17 protein-coding genes and 1 pseudogene are annotated in these 17,180 nt (G+C 70.8%); 8 read left to right on the top strand and 10 right to left on the bottom strand.

Annotated features, from left to right (window positions below; genetic code table 11):
* The first annotated feature begins 115 nt into the window (after window positions 1-115).
* From pknB to I2W78_RS30200, 3 genes and pseudogenes are all read left to right on the top strand, one after another.
* Window positions 116-2,041 carry a Stk1 family PASTA domain-containing Ser/Thr kinase gene (pknB, locus tag I2W78_RS30210; protein WP_196463406.1) on the top strand — a complete coding sequence of 642 codons (1,926 nt, stop codon included), beginning with the start codon at window positions 116-118 and terminating at the stop codon, window positions 2,039-2,041.
* A 78-nt stretch (window positions 2,042-2,119) separates the two neighbouring features.
* Window positions 2,120-2,995, top strand: coding sequence for a deoxyribonuclease IV (locus I2W78_RS30205; RefSeq protein ID WP_196463405.1), 876 nt, complete (start codon window positions 2,120-2,122; stop codon window positions 2,993-2,995).
* Between the two features lie 75 nt (window positions 2,996-3,070).
* Window positions 3,071-3,561, top strand: a pseudogene (locus I2W78_RS30200) (DUF4396 domain-containing protein).
* A gap of 37 nt (window positions 3,562-3,598) precedes the next feature.
* On the opposite strand, the gene I2W78_RS30195 reads toward I2W78_RS30200, so the two are convergent.
* Complete coding sequence (locus tag I2W78_RS30195) at window positions 3,599-4,231, bottom strand: sulfite oxidase-like oxidoreductase (protein WP_196463403.1); 633 nt, start codon at window positions 4,229-4,231, stop codon at window positions 3,599-3,601.
* A 177-nt stretch (window positions 4,232-4,408) separates the two neighbouring features.
* On the opposite strand from I2W78_RS30195, the gene bfr reads away from it, so the two are divergent.
* Window positions 4,409-4,885 (top strand): bacterioferritin, encoded by a 477-nt coding sequence (gene bfr, locus I2W78_RS30190; RefSeq protein ID WP_196463402.1) that lies wholly within the window; start codon window positions 4,409-4,411, stop codon window positions 4,883-4,885.
* Here bfr and I2W78_RS30185 read toward each other — a convergent pair.
* Window positions 4,882-5,124, bottom strand: coding sequence for a (2Fe-2S)-binding protein (locus I2W78_RS30185; RefSeq protein ID WP_196463401.1), 243 nt, complete (start codon window positions 5,122-5,124; stop codon window positions 4,882-4,884). The two genes, bfr and I2W78_RS30185, sit on opposite strands and share 4 nt — an antisense overlap.
* Window positions 5,125-5,272: 148 nt before the next feature.
* Window positions 5,273-6,625, bottom strand: coding sequence for a class II 3-deoxy-7-phosphoheptulonate synthase (locus I2W78_RS30180; protein WP_196463400.1), 1,353 nt, complete (start codon window positions 6,623-6,625; stop codon window positions 5,273-5,275).
* 96 nt (window positions 6,626-6,721) lie between these two features.
* On the opposite strand from I2W78_RS30180, the gene I2W78_RS41765 reads away from it, so the two are divergent.
* On the top strand, window positions 6,722-6,778 hold the full coding sequence (locus I2W78_RS41765; RefSeq protein ID WP_142195936.1) for a trp operon leader peptide: 57 nt from the start codon (window positions 6,722-6,724) through the stop codon (window positions 6,776-6,778).
* 98 nt (window positions 6,779-6,876) lie between these two features.
* Entirely contained in the window at window positions 6,877-8,757 is a 1,881-nt protein-coding gene (locus I2W78_RS30170; RefSeq protein WP_196463399.1) for an anthranilate synthase family protein, read from the top strand.
* On the opposite strand, the gene I2W78_RS30165 is transcribed toward I2W78_RS30170, so the two are convergent.
* The 5 genes from I2W78_RS30165 to I2W78_RS30145 form a co-directional block, all read right to left on the bottom strand.
* A complete protein-coding gene (locus tag I2W78_RS30165) occupies window positions 8,709-9,704 on the bottom strand; it encodes a 2-hydroxyacid dehydrogenase (RefSeq protein WP_196463398.1) in 996 nt (331 codons plus the stop codon). The genes I2W78_RS30170 and I2W78_RS30165 overlap by 49 nt on opposite strands.
* A 94-nt stretch (window positions 9,705-9,798) precedes the next feature.
* A complete protein-coding gene (locus I2W78_RS30160) occupies window positions 9,799-10,827 on the bottom strand; it encodes a 6-phosphofructokinase (RefSeq protein WP_196463397.1) in 1,029 nt (342 codons plus the stop codon).
* A 121-nt stretch (window positions 10,828-10,948) separates the two neighbouring features.
* On the bottom strand, window positions 10,949-11,632 hold the full coding sequence (locus tag I2W78_RS30155; protein ID WP_196463396.1) for a response regulator: 684 nt from the start codon (window positions 11,630-11,632) through the stop codon (window positions 10,949-10,951).
* On the bottom strand, window positions 11,629-12,843 hold the full coding sequence (gene macS, locus I2W78_RS30150; RefSeq protein WP_196463395.1) for a MacS family sensor histidine kinase: 1,215 nt from the start codon (window positions 12,841-12,843) through the stop codon (window positions 11,629-11,631). The genes I2W78_RS30155 and macS overlap by 4 nt, the downstream gene beginning before the upstream one ends.
* A gap of 20 nt (window positions 12,844-12,863) precedes the next feature.
* On the bottom strand, window positions 12,864-13,646 hold the full coding sequence (locus tag I2W78_RS30145; protein WP_196463394.1) for a lysophospholipid acyltransferase family protein: 783 nt from the start codon (window positions 13,644-13,646) through the stop codon (window positions 12,864-12,866).
* Window positions 13,647-13,809: 163 nt separating this feature from the next.
* On the opposite strand from I2W78_RS30145, the gene I2W78_RS30140 reads away from it, so the two are divergent.
* Both I2W78_RS30140 and I2W78_RS30135 read left to right on the top strand, forming a co-directional pair.
* Window positions 13,810-14,589, top strand: coding sequence for an alpha/beta hydrolase (locus tag I2W78_RS30140; RefSeq protein ID WP_196463393.1), 780 nt, complete (start codon window positions 13,810-13,812; stop codon window positions 14,587-14,589).
* Window positions 14,582-15,223 (top strand): hypothetical protein, encoded by a 642-nt coding sequence (locus I2W78_RS30135; RefSeq protein WP_196463392.1) that lies wholly within the window; start codon window positions 14,582-14,584, stop codon window positions 15,221-15,223. The genes I2W78_RS30140 and I2W78_RS30135 overlap by 8 nt, the downstream gene beginning before the upstream one ends.
* A gap of 97 nt (window positions 15,224-15,320) precedes the next feature.
* Here the strand turns inward: I2W78_RS30135 and I2W78_RS30130 are convergent, their stop codons facing one another.
* Both I2W78_RS30130 and I2W78_RS30125 read right to left on the bottom strand, forming a co-directional pair.
* Complete coding sequence (locus I2W78_RS30130; RefSeq protein ID WP_196463391.1) at window positions 15,321-16,097, bottom strand: endonuclease/exonuclease/phosphatase family protein; 777 nt, start codon at window positions 16,095-16,097, stop codon at window positions 15,321-15,323.
* Between the two features lie 106 nt (window positions 16,098-16,203).
* Window positions 16,204-17,157, bottom strand: a complete 954-nt coding sequence (locus tag I2W78_RS30125) for an ROK family glucokinase (protein ID WP_196463390.1) — start codon at window positions 17,155-17,157, stop codon at window positions 16,204-16,206.
* Window positions 17,158-17,180 lie beyond the last annotated feature (23 nt).

Below are 17,180 nucleotides of genomic sequence, written 5' to 3'. Positions count from 1 at the left end.
GCCCGCCGCCGAGTAGGAGCCGCCGGGTCGGACACGTCACAGGTCGGCTGCAGTCCCGCCCCGATGCCGCGGGAAGCGGCCAGGAGTGTCGGCGGCGGCTCGTACACTCGCCTGCGTGGACACGACCCTTCAGGACCCTCTGGTCGGGCAGTTGCTCGACGGCCGTTATCGCGTCGACGCGCGGATCGCGGTCGGCGGGATGGCCACGGTCTACCGGGCCGTGGACACCCGCCTCGACCGCGTCCTCGCGCTCAAGGTGATGCATCCGACCCTGGCCGCCGACGGCTCCTTCGTCGAGCGGTTCATCCGCGAGGCCAAGTCGGTGGCCCGGCTCGCCCACCCCAACGTCGTCCAAGTGTTCGACCAGGGGACGGACGGGTCGTACGTCTACCTGGCCATGGAGTACGTCTCCGGCTGCACCCTGCGGGACGTGCTGCGCGAGCGCGGGGCGCTGCAGCCGCGGGCCGCGCTGGACATCCTGGAGCCGGTCCTGGCCGCGCTGGGCGCCGCGCACCGCGCCGGGTTCGTGCACCGGGACATGAAGCCGGAGAACGTCCTCATAGGGGACGACGGCCGCGTCAAGGTCGCCGACTTCGGGCTCGTCCGGGCCGTGGACACGGTCACCCACACCACCGGGTCCGTCCTCGGCACGGTCTCCTACCTCGCTCCGGAGCAGATCGAGCACGGCAGCGCCGACCCCCGCGTCGACGTGTACGCGTGCGGTGTGGTGCTGTACGAGATGCTGACCGGCGCCAAGCCGCACACCGGGGACTCCCCCGCCCAGGTGCTCTACCGGCACGTCCACGAGGACGTCCCGCCGCCCTCGGCGGCCGTGCCCGGTCTGCCGTACGAGCTGGACGAGCTGGTCGCCTCCGCGACCGCCCGCACGCCGGAGATCCGCCCGTACGACGCCGTGGCGCTGCTCGCGCAGGTCCGCGAGGCGCGTGGCGCGCTCAGCGCCGACCAGCTCGACGCGGTGCCCCCGCAGGCGATCAGGGCGGAGCACGACAACGCCGACGACCGTACGAGCGTCATCCCGCGCGCGTTGACCGCCCTGCGGCAGCTGCCCGTGAACGAGGACGGCGACGAGTCCCGGTACAACCGGACCAGCCGACTGGAGTCCCCGCCGCTGGACGCCCCGCGCCGCCGTTCCCGGCCTCCGCGCTCGGTCGTCACGATCGTCGCCGCCGTGCTGCTGGCGCTCGGTCTCGGTGTGGGCGTCTGGTACATCAACTCGGGCCAGTTCACCGAGGTCCCGCCGCTGCTGGCGAAGACCGAGGCGCAGGCCGAGGACCGGCTCGCGGACGCCGGGCTGGAGGTCGGGCAGGTCAAGCACGCCTACAGCGACACGGTGAAGCGCGGCACGATCATCAGCACCGACCCGGCGCCGGGCTCCCGGATCCGGCACAACGACTCGGTGACGCTCACCGTCTCCGACGGCCCCGAGACGGTGAAGGTGCCGGATCTCGCGGGCTACCGGCTGGACAAGGCGCGCAGCCTGCTCAAGGACGGCGGGCTGGAGCCGGGCATGGTGACCCGGGCGTTCAGCGAGGACGTCCCCCGGGGCTTCGTGATCAGCACGGACCCGGCGACGGGCACGACCACGCGCGCGGGCACGGCGATCGCCCTCACCGTCAGCAAGGGCGCCCCGGTCGACGTCCCGGACGTCACCGGCCGTGACCTGGGCGAGGCCAGGGAGCAACTCCAGGAGGCGGGCCTGAAGGTCCGCATCGCCCCCGAGCGGATCAACTCCGAGTTCGAGGCGGGCCAGGTGGCACGGCAGAACCCGGGCCCCGACGGCCGGGCCGCCGAGGGCGACACGGTGACGCTGACGGTGTCCAAGGGGCCGGAGATGATCGAGGTTCCGGACGTGGTGGGCGACAGCGTGGACGAGGCCACGCGGAAGCTTCAGGACGCCGGTTTCGAGGTCGAGGAGGACCGCGGGCTGCTCGGGCTGTTCGGCGACACCGTACGGGGCCAGTCCGTGGAGGGCGGGGAGACCGCACCCAAGGGGTCGACGATCACCATCGAGATCCGCTGAACGACGATCACCTGCCGCACCTCCGACCGACGAAGATCCGCTGACAGGGCACCCAGGGCCGCATGACACCCTGAACAGGTGAAGAGTCAACACCCCGGTCCCTCCCGCAACCCCATCGGCGGTCACGTCCCCGTGGCCGGCGGCCTGCACTCCGTGGGCCTCACCTACGCCCACGACCTCAAGGCCGAGACCGTGCAGGTCTTCGTCGCCAACCCGCGTGGCTGGGCCACGCCGGCCGGTGACCCGCGGCAGGACGAGGCGTTCCGCGCGGCGTGCGCGGAGGAGTCGATCCCGGCGTATGTGCACGCGCCGTACCTGATCAACTTCGGCTCGCACACGGCGGCCACCGTCGAGCGGTCGGTGGAGTCGCTGCGGCACTCGCTGCGGCGCGGCCGGGCGATCGGCGCGCTCGGCGTGGTCGTGCACACCGGGAGCGCGACCGGCGGGCGGGAGCGGTCGGTGGCGCTGAAGCAGGTACGGGAGTACCTGCTGCCGCTGCTCGACGAGCTCACCGACGACGACCCGTACCTCCTGCTGGAGTCCACGGCGGGCCAGGGCGCCTCGCTCTGCTCCCGCACCTGGGACTTCGGGCCGTACTTCGAGGCCCTGGACGCCCACCCGAGGCTCGGCGTCTGCCTCGACACCTGCCACATCTTCGCCGCCGGGCACGACCTGACCGGCCCGAACGGCATGCACCAGACGCTGGACCTGCTGGTCGACACGGTCGGCGAGGGCCGGCTGAAGCTGATCCACGCCAACGACTCCAAGGACATGGTCGGCGCCCACAAGGACCGGCACGAGAGCATCGGCGCAGGCCACATCGGCGAGGACCCGTTCCGCGCCCTGATGACGCACCCCGCGACCGAGGGCGTACCGCTGATCATCGAGACACCCGGCGGCAAGGAGGGGCATGCGGCCGACGTGGAGCGGCTGAAGAAACTGCGGGATTCCTGAACGTTCAGGAATACCCCCAGGGGGTATACGGTTCCTGCTCGATGCGGGAACCGTCACCTGACATTGGGGGCACACATGCAGCACGGACACACAGAGCACGAACACGCCCAGCACGCCCACGCACACACCCCGCCGACTGGCCCACGGCCGTCCAGGCCACCCTGCACTGCCTCACCGGCTGCGCCATCGGCGAGGTGCTCGGCATGGTCATCGGCACCGCGCTCGGCTGGGGCGACGTACCGACACTCGTCCTGGCGGTCGTACTCGCCTTCTTCTTCGGCTACGCGCTCACCCTGCGCGGGGTGCTGAAGTCGGGCGTCGGCCTGCGCGCCGCCATCCGCGTGGCACTCGCCGCGGACACGCTGTCCATCGCCGTGATGGAACTGGCCGACAACGGCGTGATCGCGTTCTGGCCCGGCGCGATGGACGCCGGCCTGGACACCGCGCTGTTCTGGTTCGTGCTCGCGATCGCCCTCGCGGTCGCCTTCGTGGTCACGGTCCCGGTCAACAAGTGGATGATCGGCCGCGGCAAGGGCCACGCGGTGGTGCACCAGTACCACCACTGAGCACCGCAAGTACCTCCACCGGGCACCGTACGAGGAGTCAGAGCTCGGGGCCGTCCCCGGGCTCCTCCTGGTACGAGTAGCGCTGCTCCTTCCACGGATCGCCGATGTTGTGATAGCCGCGCTCCTCCCAGAAGCCGCGACGGTCGGCGGTCATGTACTCCACGCCGCGCACCCACTTCGGACCCTTCCAGGCGTACAGGTGCGGGATGATCAGGCGGAGCGGGAAGCCGTGCTCGGCGGTGAGGAGTTCGCCGTCCTTGTGGGTGGCGAAGATCGCGTGCTCGGAGGCGAAGTCCGACAGCCGGAGATTGGAGCTGAAGCCGTACTCCGCCCACACCATCACATGGGTGACGTTCGGGGCGGGCGGCGCGAGGTCCAGGATGGTGCGGGCGGGGATGCCGCCCCATTCCGCGCCGAGCATGCTGAACTTCGTGACGCAGTGCAGATCGGCCACCACGGTGGTGTACGGCAGAGCCGTGAACTCCTCGTGGGTCCAGCAGCGCTTCTCCCCGTCGGCGGTGGTGCCGAAGACCCTGAACTCCCAGCGCTCGGGCCGGAACTTGGGCACCGGACCGTAGTGCGTGACCGGCCATCCGCGCTGCACTCGCTGCCCCGGCGGAAGCTCGAACGATGCCGCTGCTCCAGATTCGCGCTCCACCGGGTGACCCATGACTCCATCCTGACAGACCCAGGACAGTGCACCGGACCACCCCTTCTCAATTCATCCCAAACAGGACTAAGCATGCACTTACTTACTAAGTGAAGACTTACTGGACGATCTTTGTCGCCGGTGCAATCATGCGGCGCAACCTGGCAGTTCCCCCCGGTTCAGAAGGAGCCTGAAGCGATGCAGGGCGACCCCGAGGTCCTCGAATTCCTGAACGAGCAGCTCACCGGCGAGCTCACGGCGATCAACCAGTACTGGCTGCACTACCGGATCCAGGACAACAAAGGCTGGACCAAGCTCGCCAAGTACACGCGTGAAGAGTCCATCGATGAGATGAAGCACGCGGACAAGATCACCGAGCGCATCCTCATGCTGGACGGCCTGCCCAACTACCAGCGACTGTTCCACGTACGGGTCGGCCAGACGGTCACCGAGATGTTCCAGGCCGACCGGCAGATCGAGGTCGAGGCGATCGACCGCCTCAAGCGGGGTATCGAGGTGATGCGCACCAAGGGCGACATCACGTCCGCGAACATCTTCGAGTGGATCCTCGCGGACGAGGAGCACCACATCGACTACCTGGACACACAGCTGGAACTCGTCGACAAGCTCGGCGAGGCGCTGTACATCGCGCAGCAGATCGAGCAGCCGAGTTAGGCGGCTTCGTCGAGGCCCGCGACCTCGGAGAGGACCGGCTTGCCCTTGTCGGCCAGTTCACGGCGTGGGCAGGTACCCCGGCCCAGGAGTGCCTGGATACGACGGACGCAGGAGCCGCAGTCCGTGCCCGCCTTGGAGGCCGAGGCTATCTGGCGGGGGGTGCAGGCGCCGTTCTCCGCGTGCTGCTTGACCTGCTGCTCGGTGATGCCGAAGCAACTGCAGACGTACACGCGGTTCACCTCCCGCAGGGGTCGATTGATGGTGCCGTCCCCGTTGATCGGTGAGGCTAACCTAACCTTACCCGGCCCACCCGGACCGCAAAAGTGGCGGGGCGCGGATCGTATGTGATCCGCGCCCCACCGCATGCCCTGGTAACAGGCGAACCGGCTACTGGTCCCTGTACATCTCCGCGACCAGGAACGCCAGGTCCAGCGACTGGCTGCGGTTCAGCCGCGGGTCGCAGGCCGTCTCGTAGCGCTGGTGCAGATCGTCGACGAAGATCTCGTCGCCGCCGCCCACGCACTCGGTGACGTCGTCGCCGGTCAGCTCGACGTGGATGCCGCCCGGGTGGGTGCCGAGGCCCTTGTGGACCTCGAAGAAGCCCTTGACCTCGTCGAGCACGTCGTCGAAGCGTCGGGTCTTGTGGCCGGAGGCCGCCTCGAAGGTGTTGCCGTGCATCGGGTCGGTCACCCAGGCGACGGTCGCGCCGGACGCCGTGACCTTCTCGACCAGCTCGGGGAGCCGGTCGCGGATCTTGTCCGCGCCCATGCGGACGACGAAGGTCAGCCGGCCGGGCTCACGCTCGGGGTCGAGGCGCTCGATGTACTGCAGCGCCTCCTCGGGCGTGGTCGTCGGGCCGAGCTTGATGCCGATCGGGTTGCGGATCTTCGAGGCGAACTCGATGTGCGCGTGGTCGAACTGCCGGGTGCGCTCACCGATCCACACCATGTGCGCCGAGACGTCGTACAGCTGCCCGGTGCGCGAGTCGACCCTGGTCAGCGCGGACTCGTAGTCCAGCAGCAGCGCCTCGTGCGAGGAGTAGAACTCGACGGTCTTGAACTCCTCCGGGTCGGCCCCGCAGGCGTGCATGAAGTTCAGCGCGTTGTCGATCTCGCGGGCGAGCTGCTCGTAGCGCTGGCCGGACGGCGAGGAGCGCACGAAGTCCTGGTTCCAGGCGTGCACCTGGCGCAGGTCGGCGTAGCCGCCGGTGGTGAAGGCGCGGACCAGGTTCAGCGTGGAGGCGGAGGCGTGGTACATCCGCTTCAGCCGCTCCGGGTCCGGGATCCGGCTGGCCTCGGTGAAGTCGAAGCCGTTGACGGAGTCGCCGCGGTAGACCGGCAGGGTCACGCCGTCGCGGGTCTCGGTCGGCTTGGAGCGCGGCTTGGAGTACTGGCCGGCGATGCGGCCCACCTTCACCACGGGCACGGACGCGGCGTACGTCAGCACGGCGCCCATCTGGAGCAGGGTCTTGAGCTTGTTGCGGATCTGGTCGGCCGACACCGCGTCGAAGGCCTCGGCGCAGTCGCCGCCCTGGAGGAGGAACGCCTCTCCCCTGGCGACGGCCGCCATCCGGGCGCGCAGCTGGTCGCACTCGCCCGCGAAGACGAGCGGCGGATACGACTCCAGCTCCGCAACGACTGCGCGCAGAGCCTCGGGGTCGGGGTACTCGGGCTGCTGCGCCGCGGGCAGGTCTCGCCAGGTGTTGCCAGCGTGGGAGCTGGTCTTAGCGTTCACGGTCACAACCTCAACATTACGGGGTGATGTCCGGCCTTCCTGCCCATGCCCAGGAAGTGAGACGCCGGTAACGCAGTGCGGACATGGGGTAAGGTGCGGCATATGTTCGCGCACTCGATCCAGAACTGGTGGTGGACCGCTTCTCCGGCGGCCCACTGACTGCGCGTACCCAAGACTTCGCGAAGGCCGCCCGAGGGGCGGCCTTCGGCGTTTGCGGGCCGTTCCTCGAACCGATCACGACGACGGAAGAGGAAACCATGGACCTGGCACAGCTCCCGCACGACGACCGCCCCTTCGCCCTGCTCCACCGCCGCACGCCGGGCCGTGACCACGACACCGTGGAACTGCTGCTCGGCCCGGTGACGGCGTACGACCGGCTCGCCGACCTCCCCGACGAGGGCCTGGCGCTCGTCCCGCACCGCCAGATCCGCGAGCGCGGCTTCGACGTCCGCGACGACGGCACCCCGCTGCTGGCCCTCACCCCCGAGGAGTCGTACGACATCCCGCTCGCCGAGGCGCTGCGTCGGCTCCCGACGCACGCGGTGCGCGTCGAGGGCGGCGGCTTCGACGTCGGGGACGAGGAGTACGCCGGGATCGTCGGGCGCGTGCTGCGGGAGGAGATCGGGCGGGGCGAGGGCGCCAACTTCGTGATCCGGCGGACGTACGAGGGCGGGATCCCGGGGTTCGGCCGCGCCGACGCGCTGGCGCTGTTCCGGCGGCTGCTGGAGGGCGAGCGGGGTGCCTACTGGACCTTCGTCGTCCACACCGGGGACCGGACCCTGGTCGGCGCCAGCCCCGAGGTGCACGTGCGGATGGCCGGCGGCACGGTCGTCATGAACCCGATCAGCGGGACGTACCGCTATCCCGCCGAGGGGCCCACTCCCGAGCACCTGCTCGGCTTCCTCGCCGACGGCAAGGAGATCGAGGAGCTGTCGATGGTCGTCGACGAGGAGCTCAAGATGATGTGCGCGGTCGGCGACATGGGCGGGGTGGTCGTGGGGCCGCGGCTGAAGGAGATGGCGCACCTGGCGCACACCGAGTACGAGCTGCGCGGCAAGTCGTCGCTGGATGTGCGCGAGGTGCTGAAGGAGACCATGTTCGCCGCCACCGTCACCGGCTCCCCCGTGCAGAACGCCTGCCGGGTCATCGAGCGGTACGAGGCCGGCGGACGCGGCTACTACGGCGGGGCCCTCGCCCTGCTCGGCCGGGACTCGGGCGGGGCGCAGACGCTGGACTCCCCCATCCTCATCCGCACCGCCGACATCGACGCGGCAGGGCGGCTGCGGGTGCCGGTGGGCGCCACGCTGGTGCGCGGCTCGGACCCGGCGGGCGAGGTCGCGGAGACCCACGCCAAGGCGGCGGGGGTACTGGCGGCGCTGGGTGTGCGGGAGCAGCGGCCGCGCGAGGAGGCCGTACGGCCGAGGCTGGCCGACGACCCCCGGGTGCGGGCCGCGCTGGACGGACGCCGGGCCTCCCTCGCGCCCTTCTGGCTGCGGATGCAGGAGCCGACGGAGGACCTCACCGGGCACGCCCTGGTCGTCGACGGCGAGGACACCTTCACGGTGATGCTCGCCCACGTGCTGCGGTCCTCGGGCCTCACCGTCACCGTCCGCCGCTACGACGAACCCGGTCTGCGCGAGGCCGTGCTCGCGCACGAGGGGCCGCTGGTCATCGGACCCGGCCCCGGCGACCCGTCCGACCTGGGCGATCCGAAGATGCGGTTCCTGCGGGAACTGACCGCCGAGGTGATCCGCGGTCACCGGCACGGGGTGCTCGGTGTCTGCCTGGGGCACGAGCTGATCGCGGCCGAGCTGGGGCTGGACATCGTCCGCAAGGAGGTGCCGTACCAGGGGGCGCAGACGACGGTCGACCTGTTCGGGCGGGCCGAGACCGTCGGCTTCTACAACAGCTTCGTGGCGCGCTGCGACGACGAGACCGCGGCGGAGCTGGCCGCGCACGGGATCGAGGTCGGCCGCAGCGAATCCGGTGAGGTGCACGCCCTGCGCGGACCGGGGTTCGCCGGCGTGCAGTTCCACGCGGAGTCGGTGCTGACGCTGAACGGTGCGGACATCGTGCGGGAGCTGGTCGGTCAGCTGCGCGGCACCAGCACGTTCTCCGAGCGGCGGCCGGCCCTGTAGTCGAGGACGTTCTTCACCGTGGCGTCGACGATCTCACCGACGGCGTCCTCGGTGTAGTACGCCTGGTGCGAGGTGACCAGGACGTTCGGGAAGGTGACGAGGCGGGCGAGGGTGTCGTCCTCGATGGCCTGGAGGGACTTGTCGAGGAAGAACAGCCCGGCTTCCGCCTCGTACACATCGAGGCCGACGCCCGTGAACCGGCCCGCGCGCAGCTCGTGGACGAGGGCGGCGGTGTCGATGAGGCCGCCGCGGCTGGAGTTGATCAGGATCGCGTCGTCCTTCATCGCCTTCAGGGCGGGCGCGTCGATCAGGTGCCGGGTCTCCGGCATCAGCGGTACGTGCAGGGTGATCAGGTCGGACTCGGCGAGCAGTTGCTCCTTGGGGACGTACGTCATGCCCAGTTGCATGCATTCGGGGTTCTCGGCGATGTCCCAGCCGAGCAGCCGCATGCCGAAGCCGTGCGCGATCCGGGCGAACACCTCGCCGATCTTGCCGGTGCCGAGGACGCCGGCGGTGCGGCCGTGCATGTCGCGGCCCATCAGGCCGTCGAGCCGGAAGTCGAAGTCGCGGGTGCGGGTGGAGGCGCGGACGACACGGCGGTTGACGGCCATGGCGAGGGCCCAGGCGAACTCGGCGACCGCGTACGGCGAGTAGTACGACACCCGGGCCACCGTCATGCCGAGCCGCTCGGCCACGTCGAGGTCGATGTTGTTGAAGCCGGTCGAACGCTGGGCGATCATCCGGGTCCCGCCGGAGGCGAGGGTGGCCAGGACCGGCGCGCCGAGGTCGGCGTTGACGCTGGTGGAGACGATCTCGTGGCCGGCGGCGATGGGGGCGGTGTCCTCGGTGAGGAAGACGTCCAGACAGCGGATGTCGTGGCGGCCCCGGAAGGCTCGCTCGATCAGGGGCTTCTCGTCGGCCTGCACACCGAAGGCCAGGATTTCCACGACATCTCCTGTTCTGTACGGGTATGGGCCGAATACGCCGAATATACGGTCCATACCCGTACGACTGCCCGTACGACCGCCCGTGCGACGCCGGTCAGCCGAAGAACACCCCGACCTCCTCGTAGAGCTTGAGGTCGACCGTCTTCAGCCGGGCCGTGGCCTCGGCGATCGGGACCCGGACGATGTCGGTGCCGCGCAGGGCGACCATCGTGCCGAAGTCGCCGTCGCGGACACAGTCGATGGCGTGCAGGCCGAAGCGGGTGGCGAGCCAGCGGTCGAAGGCGCTGGGCGTGCCGCCGCGCTGGACGTGCCCGAGGACGGTCGTGCGGGCCTCCTTGCCGGTCCGCCGCTCGATCTCCTTGGCGAGCCACTCACCGACCCCGGACAGCCGCACATGCCCGAAGGAGTCGAGGCTCTCGTCCTTGAGGACCACGTCGCCGTCCTTCGGCATGGCCCCCTCGGCGACGACGACGATGGGGGCGTACGACGCCTTGAACCGGGACGTCACCCAGGCGCACACCTGGTCGACGTCGAAGCGCTGCTCGGGGATGAGGATGACGTTGGCGCCGCCGGCCAGGCCGGAGTGAATCGCTATCCACCCGGTGTGACGGCCCATCACCTCGACGACCAGGACCCGCATATGCGACTCGGCGGTGGTGTGCAGGCGGTCGATCGCCTCGGTCGCGATGCCGACGGCGGTGTCGAAGCCGAAGGTGTAGTCCGTGGCGGACAGGTCGTTGTCTATCGTCTTCGGGACGCCGACGCAGGGCACGCCGTACTCGTCGGACAGCCGTGCGGCGACGCCGAGGGTGTCCTCGCCGCCGATCACGATGAGCGCGTCGACCTCCTGCTTGGCGAGGTTCTCCTTGATCCGGGCGACGCCGCCCTCGTGTTGGAACGGGTTGGTGCGCGAGGAGCCGAGGATGGTGCCGCCGCGGGGCAGGATGCCGCGCACGGCCGGGATGTCGAGGCGCATGACGTCACCGTCGAGCGGACCTCGCCAGCCGTCCCGGAAGCCGGTGAAGTCGTAGCCGTACTCCTGCACGCCCTTGCGGACGATGCCCCGGATGACGGCGTTGAGCCCGGGGCAGTCGCCGCCTCCGGTCAGTACTCCGACCCGCATGGAATTGTCCCTTCGCCGCGGTTGCCGTGTGCCGTGTGCCGTACGAGCACGCTAATGGTGATTCAGGTCACTACGGCATGGCCCGGGCGGGTAATTCCGGTGAATTGCCGGGCGTTTGGGTTCACTCCTCGTCGAGGCCGCGCTCTATCGCGTACCGCACCAGTTCCACGCGGTTGTGCAACTGGAGCTTGCCGAGGGTGTTCTGCACGTGGTTCTGGACCGTGCGGTGGGAGATGACCAGCCGTTCGGCGATCTGCTTGTAGCTCAGGCCCTTGGCGACCAGCCGCAGCACCTCGGTCTCGCGGTCGGTCAGCCGGGGCGCCTTGGGCTCGTCGGTGTCCGTCGCCGCGCCGGGCGCCGGGTCGGAGGCGAGGCGCCGGTACTCGCCGAGCACCAGCCCCGCCAGGCCCGGCGTGAAGACCGGGTCGCCGACGGCCGTACTGCGTACCGCGTCCAGCAACTCCTCCGTGGACGCCGACTTCAGCAGATAGCCGGTCGCGCCGGACTTCACCGCCTCCAGCACGTCGGCGTGCTCACCGCTCGCCGAGAGCACCAGGACGCGCAGCGCCGGGTTGTGGGCGACGAGTTCCTTGCAGACCTGGACGCCGGGCTTGGCGGGCAGGTTGAGGTCCAGGACGAGGACGTCGGGCGCGGCCGCCTTGGCGCGGCGTACCGCCTGGTCGCCGTCGCCCGCGGTGGCGACCACCTCGAAGCCCGACTCGGCCAGGTCGCGGGCGACCGCGTCGCGCCACATGGGGTGGTCGTCGACCACCATCACCTTGATCGGGTCCTGCCGTTCGCTCATCGCTGCCCCCGTGCCATCTGCTTCGGTACCTTCAGCTCGACTTCCGTGCCCTGTCCGGACGTCGATATCAGCTCGGCCGTGCCGCCCAGGTCGCGCAGCCGGCCCCGGATGGACAGCGCCACGCCGAGCCGTCCCTCGCCCTCGGCCTGCGCGAGGCGACCCTCGGGGATGCCGGGGCCGTCGTCGCGGACGGTCACGATCACCTCGTCGGGCTCGTCCTCGACCAGGATCCAGGCCCGGGCGCCCGCACCGGCGTGCTTGCGGACGTTGTCCAGGGCCGCCGACACGGCGGCGGCCAGTTCCCGCGCCGCGGGCGGCGGCAGCAGGACGGGCGCGCCGGGCTCGGCGAGGCTGACCCGGGCGGCGGCGTACGGGGCGAGCAGCACGCGCAGATCGACGGGGCCGGCGTCGTCGTCCGGTTCCTCGACGGTGCGTACGACCGCGCCCTCGGCGACGTCCTCCGAGACCCGGGAGACGGGCACCAGGCCGCCGGACACCAGCGTGCGCAGGGCCACCTCCTGCTCACCGGCCAGCCGCCCCAGCTCGGCCGCCTCACCGCCGATGACCGCGCCGCGCCGCTGCACCATCGCCAGCACCTGGAGCACGCTGTCGTGGATGTCCCGGGCGAGCCGCTCCCGCTCCCGGGTCGCGGCCTCGATCTCCAGGGCGCGGGCCAGGGTGCGTTCGGAGGCGCGGGCGACCTCGACGACGTACCCGATGGCGATGGAGGCGATCCAGACCAGCAGCACCATGTGGACGGTGTCGCGGGTCGGTACGCCGGAGCGGTGGACCAGGTTGGCGGCGGCGACCAGCGTGGAGGCGAAGGCGGCCCAGCGCCAGCCGCCCTTGATGGCGAAGGCCAGCACGGCGCCCGCCGTCCATATCGACGGCAGGGTCGGGGCGCCGGCCTCGATCCGCTCGGGGGACTCGACGACCCGGGTGAGCAGGATGCCGGCCAGGGCGACGGCGAGGTCGACGGCGAGGAAGCGCTTGGTGCAGCTCGCGGCGTTCGCGACGCGGGGCAGGGTGGCCAGGGTCCACACGGCCAGTACGGCGTAGTAGGCGATGGCGATCCGGGGCCGGGCGACCTCGTCGTAGGCGCTCGCGAAGAGCCCGATCGCGTACAGCATCGTCAGGACGCGGTATCCCGTGAGCGCACGCCACAGCGGCTGCTCGACCGACATCCGCATGACTCTCTCGCGTCTGGCCATGTCCCCCCGCCCCCCGGTTACTACTGGTCGGCCCGCTGTTCCTTTTCCTTCTGAGCTTCCTTCTGGGCCAGTTCCTTCTCGGCCTGCGCGAGCGCGGCCTTGGCCGCCTTGGCCGCTTCCTTCTCCGCCTTGGCCGCCTCCGCGATCTGCCGCTTGGCCGCGGTCGCGTACATGTCGACGTACTCCTGGCCGGAGAGCTTCATGATCTCGTACATGACCTCGTCGGTCACCGCGCGGAGCACGAAACGGTCGTGTTCCATGCCCTGGTAGCGGCCGAAGTCCAGCGGCTTGCCTATCCGGATGCCGGGCCGCATCAGCTTCGGCACGACCTTGCCGGGCGGCTGGATCTTCTCCGTGTCGATCATCGCGACCGGGATGACGGGGGCGCCGGTGGCGAGCGCCACGCGCGCGAGGCCGCCGGGCTTGCCACGGTAGAGGCGGCCGTCGGGCGAGCGGGTGCCCTCGGGGTAGATGCCGAACAGCTCACCGCGCTCGATGACCTCTATGCCGCTCTTGATCGCGGCCTCGCCGGCTCCCCGCGCCCCGGAGCGGTCCACCGGGAGCTGGCCGACGCCCTTGAAGAACGCGGCGGTCAGGCGGCCCTTGACGCCGGGGGTGGTGAAGTACTCGGCCTTCGCGATGAAGGTGACCTTCCGGTCGAGCACCGCGGGCAGGAAGAACGAGTCGGAGAACGACAGGTGGTTGCTCGCCAGGATCGCGGGGCCCTCGGCGGGGACGTTCTCCAGGCCCTCCACCCAGGGCCGGAAGACAAGCTTCAGCGGTCCCCCGACGGAAACCTTCATCGCGCCGTACAACAACCGAGTGCCTCCTGTGTCTGTCGATCAGACCTTAACCCGGCGGCCGACCAATGAACCCGACGACCCTGGTCGGTGTCAGTGCGGTCGCGTACGGTGAAGCACACCTGGACTCGTTTCACGCCCCTCTCACATGAACAGGAGACCGAAGGTGCCGGTCCTTCCTGGAGCCGAGCCGTACCGCCATGACGGCGGAGAAGTCGGCGTCCTGCTCTGCCACGGCTTCACCGGTTCCCCCCAGTCACTGCGCCCCTGGGCGGAGTATCTCGCCGAGCACGGCCTGACCGTCACGCTGCCACTGCTGCCCGGGCACGGCACGCGATGGGAGGACATGGAGCTCACGGGCTGGCAGGACTGGTACGCCGAGGTGGACCGCGAGCTGCGCGCCCTCAGCCGCCGGTGCGCGCAGGTGTTCGTGTTCGGCCTGTCCATGGGCGGCGCCCTCGCGCTGCGGCTCGCGGCCCGGCACGGGGACGCGGTCAGCGGTGTCGTGGTCGTCAACCCGGCGAACAAGGTGCACGGACTGTCGGCGTACGCCCTGCCGGTCGCCCGCCATCTCGTGCGGACGACGCCGGGCATCACCAGCGACATCGCCAGGCCCGGCGTCGTGGAGGTCGGCTACGACCGGGTCCCGCTGCACGCCGCGCACTCCCTGCGGAGCTTCTTCCGCATCGTCGACGGCGAGTTGCCGCAGGTCACGCAGCCGCTGCTGGTGCTGCACAGCCCGCAGGACCATGTGGTGCCGCCGGCCGACTCGGCGCGGATCCTCAGCCGGGTGTCGTCCACGGACGTGCGGGAGGTCCTGCTGGAACAGAGCTACCACGTCGCGACGTTGGACCACGACGCGGACCGGATCTTCGAGGAGAGCCTCGCGTTCACCGGCCGGCTCGCACCCAGTGTCGGCAAGGAAGGGACGGCCGCAGGTGGCTGAGCACGACTCCGACCGCGAGGACCGCGAGGAGCGGGAAGAACGGGAGGAACGGCAGGCCGGCGCCGGGCAGCGGCACGAGCCCGGTGAGCAGCAGGTGCCGTTCGACGAGGACGCCGCCTGGGCGGCGATCGTCGCCGGGTTCGGTGAGGAGCCGCCGGATCCGCCGGGGGCCAAGCCGTTCAAGTCGGTCGAGGACCTGGCGCTGCTGGAGGCCGAGCCGAACGACGGCGGGGGCGAGGCGGGCGAGCGGGAGCCGGAGCCGAAGCCGCAGAAGGAGACGCCGAAGCCGCTCGGCAGCTCGGTGACGTTCGCGCCGGGCGTGGGCGGCGGGCCTCGGGACTACTCGCCGCCCGAGCCGTCCGACGAGGACCTCGGCGAGGACGACGAGGGCCACTTCGTACCGCCGGAGCCGCCGCCGCTGCCCGCCGCCGACGCCACGGCCAAGTTCGCTTGGCTGGGGGTGCTGGGCGGGCCGGTGCTGCTTCTGCTGGCGGTGCTGCTCGGCTGGGACATGACCTGGTGGCTGACCACGCTCGGCATCGGCGGCTTCCTGGGCGGTTTCGCGACGCTGGTGATGCGGATGCGCACCGACGAGGAGGACGACGACGATCCGGGGCGGGGGGCGGTCGTCTAGGGCCTGTTGCGAAAGTGGCCTCGTCGCCCGGAGGGCGGCCGCGCGGCGAGGGTGCGTGCCGGGCGTCGCGCGGCAGAGGCCACTTTCGCAACAGGCCCTAGGACAGACCCTGGGCGGTCGTCCAGCTCGCGGGCACTTTGAGGGCGGCCAGGACCGGAAGGTGGTCCGTGGCCGCCCTCAGGTCTGTCTGCGTCACGCCGGGGTGACCGTGCGGCACCCCGCAGCCGAGGACCTCGATCCCCTTGGTCGCGAAGATCGCGTCGATGCGCTGGTGGGGGTCGACCGGGGTCGAGGTGTACTCGCCGCCCCAGGGAGCCGTGGCCCAGCAGTCCTGGAGTCCGTCGGCCAGGCGCCGGAAGGTGCGTCCGCCGGGCCGTTCGTTGAGGTCGCCGCCCGCGATCACATGCTCCGTGCCCAGGGCGGCGACACGGTCGAGGAGCATGCCGGCCTGCTCGTACCGCTCGTCCTTCTGGAGCGAGAGATGGCAGCTCAGCACCCCGAGGCGAGCGCCACCGAAGCGGACCACCGCGGTCGCGAAGCCGCGCCGGTGCAGTCCGGGGGTGAGCGGCAGCAGCACGTCCTCGGTGCGCTCGACGGTGGCCCGCAGGGAGCACAGCAGCGCCGGTCCGGCGGCGGTCGCGCCGCCCGAGAGGATCACCTGGCCGGACGCTGCCGCGAGCCGGGCGAGCTTCTTGCGCCAACGGAAGAAGCGGGGGGCCTCCTGGATCAGGACCAGGTCGGGGTCGCAGGCGGTGATCACGCGGGCCAGCGCGGTGGTGTCGTCGCGCATGGAGCGGATGTTGTAGCTGAGGACGCGGAGGACGGCGGAACCGTCGGGTGCGGTAAGGGAGTCGGGCAGCAACGAGGTCGCCATGCGGTCAAGATACGGGACCGCACCGACCCCAGGGGCGCGGGGAACTGCGCGACCAGCCACGACGAACCCGCAGCCCGAATCGCGCAGAACCCCGACGGCGAAACCATCACATGATCGGGTCGGGTTCCCGGGCCAGGTCCGCCGCGCCGACCAGCCCCGCCTTGTTGCCGAGCTGCGCGGCGATCACGTCCGCGACCGGGCGCCAGTTGCCGCCCACGAGCCATCGCTTGTACGACTTGCGGATCGGCTCCAGGACCAGCTCGCCCTCCTCGGACAGCCCGCCGCCGACGATGAACGCGGACGGGTCGAACAGCGAGGCGAGGTCGGCCAGGCCCGCGCCGGCCCAGCGGGCGAGCTCGCGGTAGGAGTCGACGGCGACGGGGTCGCCCTGGCGGGCGGCCATGGAGATGTGCTTGCCCTCGATGCCGTCGGGGGTGCCGTCGCCGAGGCCGAGCAGCAGCTCGGCGTTCTCCGGGGTGGCGTTGGCGCGCTGCTTGGCGTACCGCACCAGGGCGCGGCCGGAGGCGTACTGCTCCCAGCAGCCCTGCGAGCCGCAGCCGCACATCAGCCCGTCCGGCACCATCCGGATGTGGCCGAACTCGGCGGCCACGCCGAAGTGCCCGCGGCGCAGCTTGTTGCCGATGATGATGCCGCCGCCGAGGCCGGTGCCGAGCGTGATGCAGATGACGTTGCGGTGGCCCTTGCCCGCGCCGAACTTGTACTCGCCCCACGCGGCGGCGTTGGCGTCGTTCTCCACGACGACGGGGAGGCCGGTGCGGGCCTCGACCTTCTCCTTGAGCGGCTCGTTGCGCCAGTCGATGTTGGGCGCGAAGTAGACCGTCGAGCGCTGCCGGTTGACGTATCCGGCGGCACCGATGCCCACGCCGACGATCTCGTGCCCCGCGCGTGCGCCCTCCACGGCAGAGGCGATGGCGTCCACGATGCCCTCGGGCGTGCCCGGGGTCGGCACCTTGTGGGTCGAGAGGATGTTGCCTTCCTCGTCGACCACGCCGGCCGCGATCTTCGTGCCGCCGATGTCGACGCCGATGGTGAGTCCCATGAATCCCTCAGTTTCGGTCGAGC

The sequence above is a fragment of the Streptomyces spinoverrucosus genome (genome assembly GCF_015712165.1).
In the GTDB taxonomy this organism is placed as follows: domain Bacteria; phylum Actinomycetota; class Actinomycetes; order Streptomycetales; family Streptomycetaceae; genus Streptomyces; species Streptomyces spinoverrucosus_A.
Note: the sequence above shows the minus strand (reverse complement) of the source record. Positions and strands in the feature narration are given on the sequence as shown.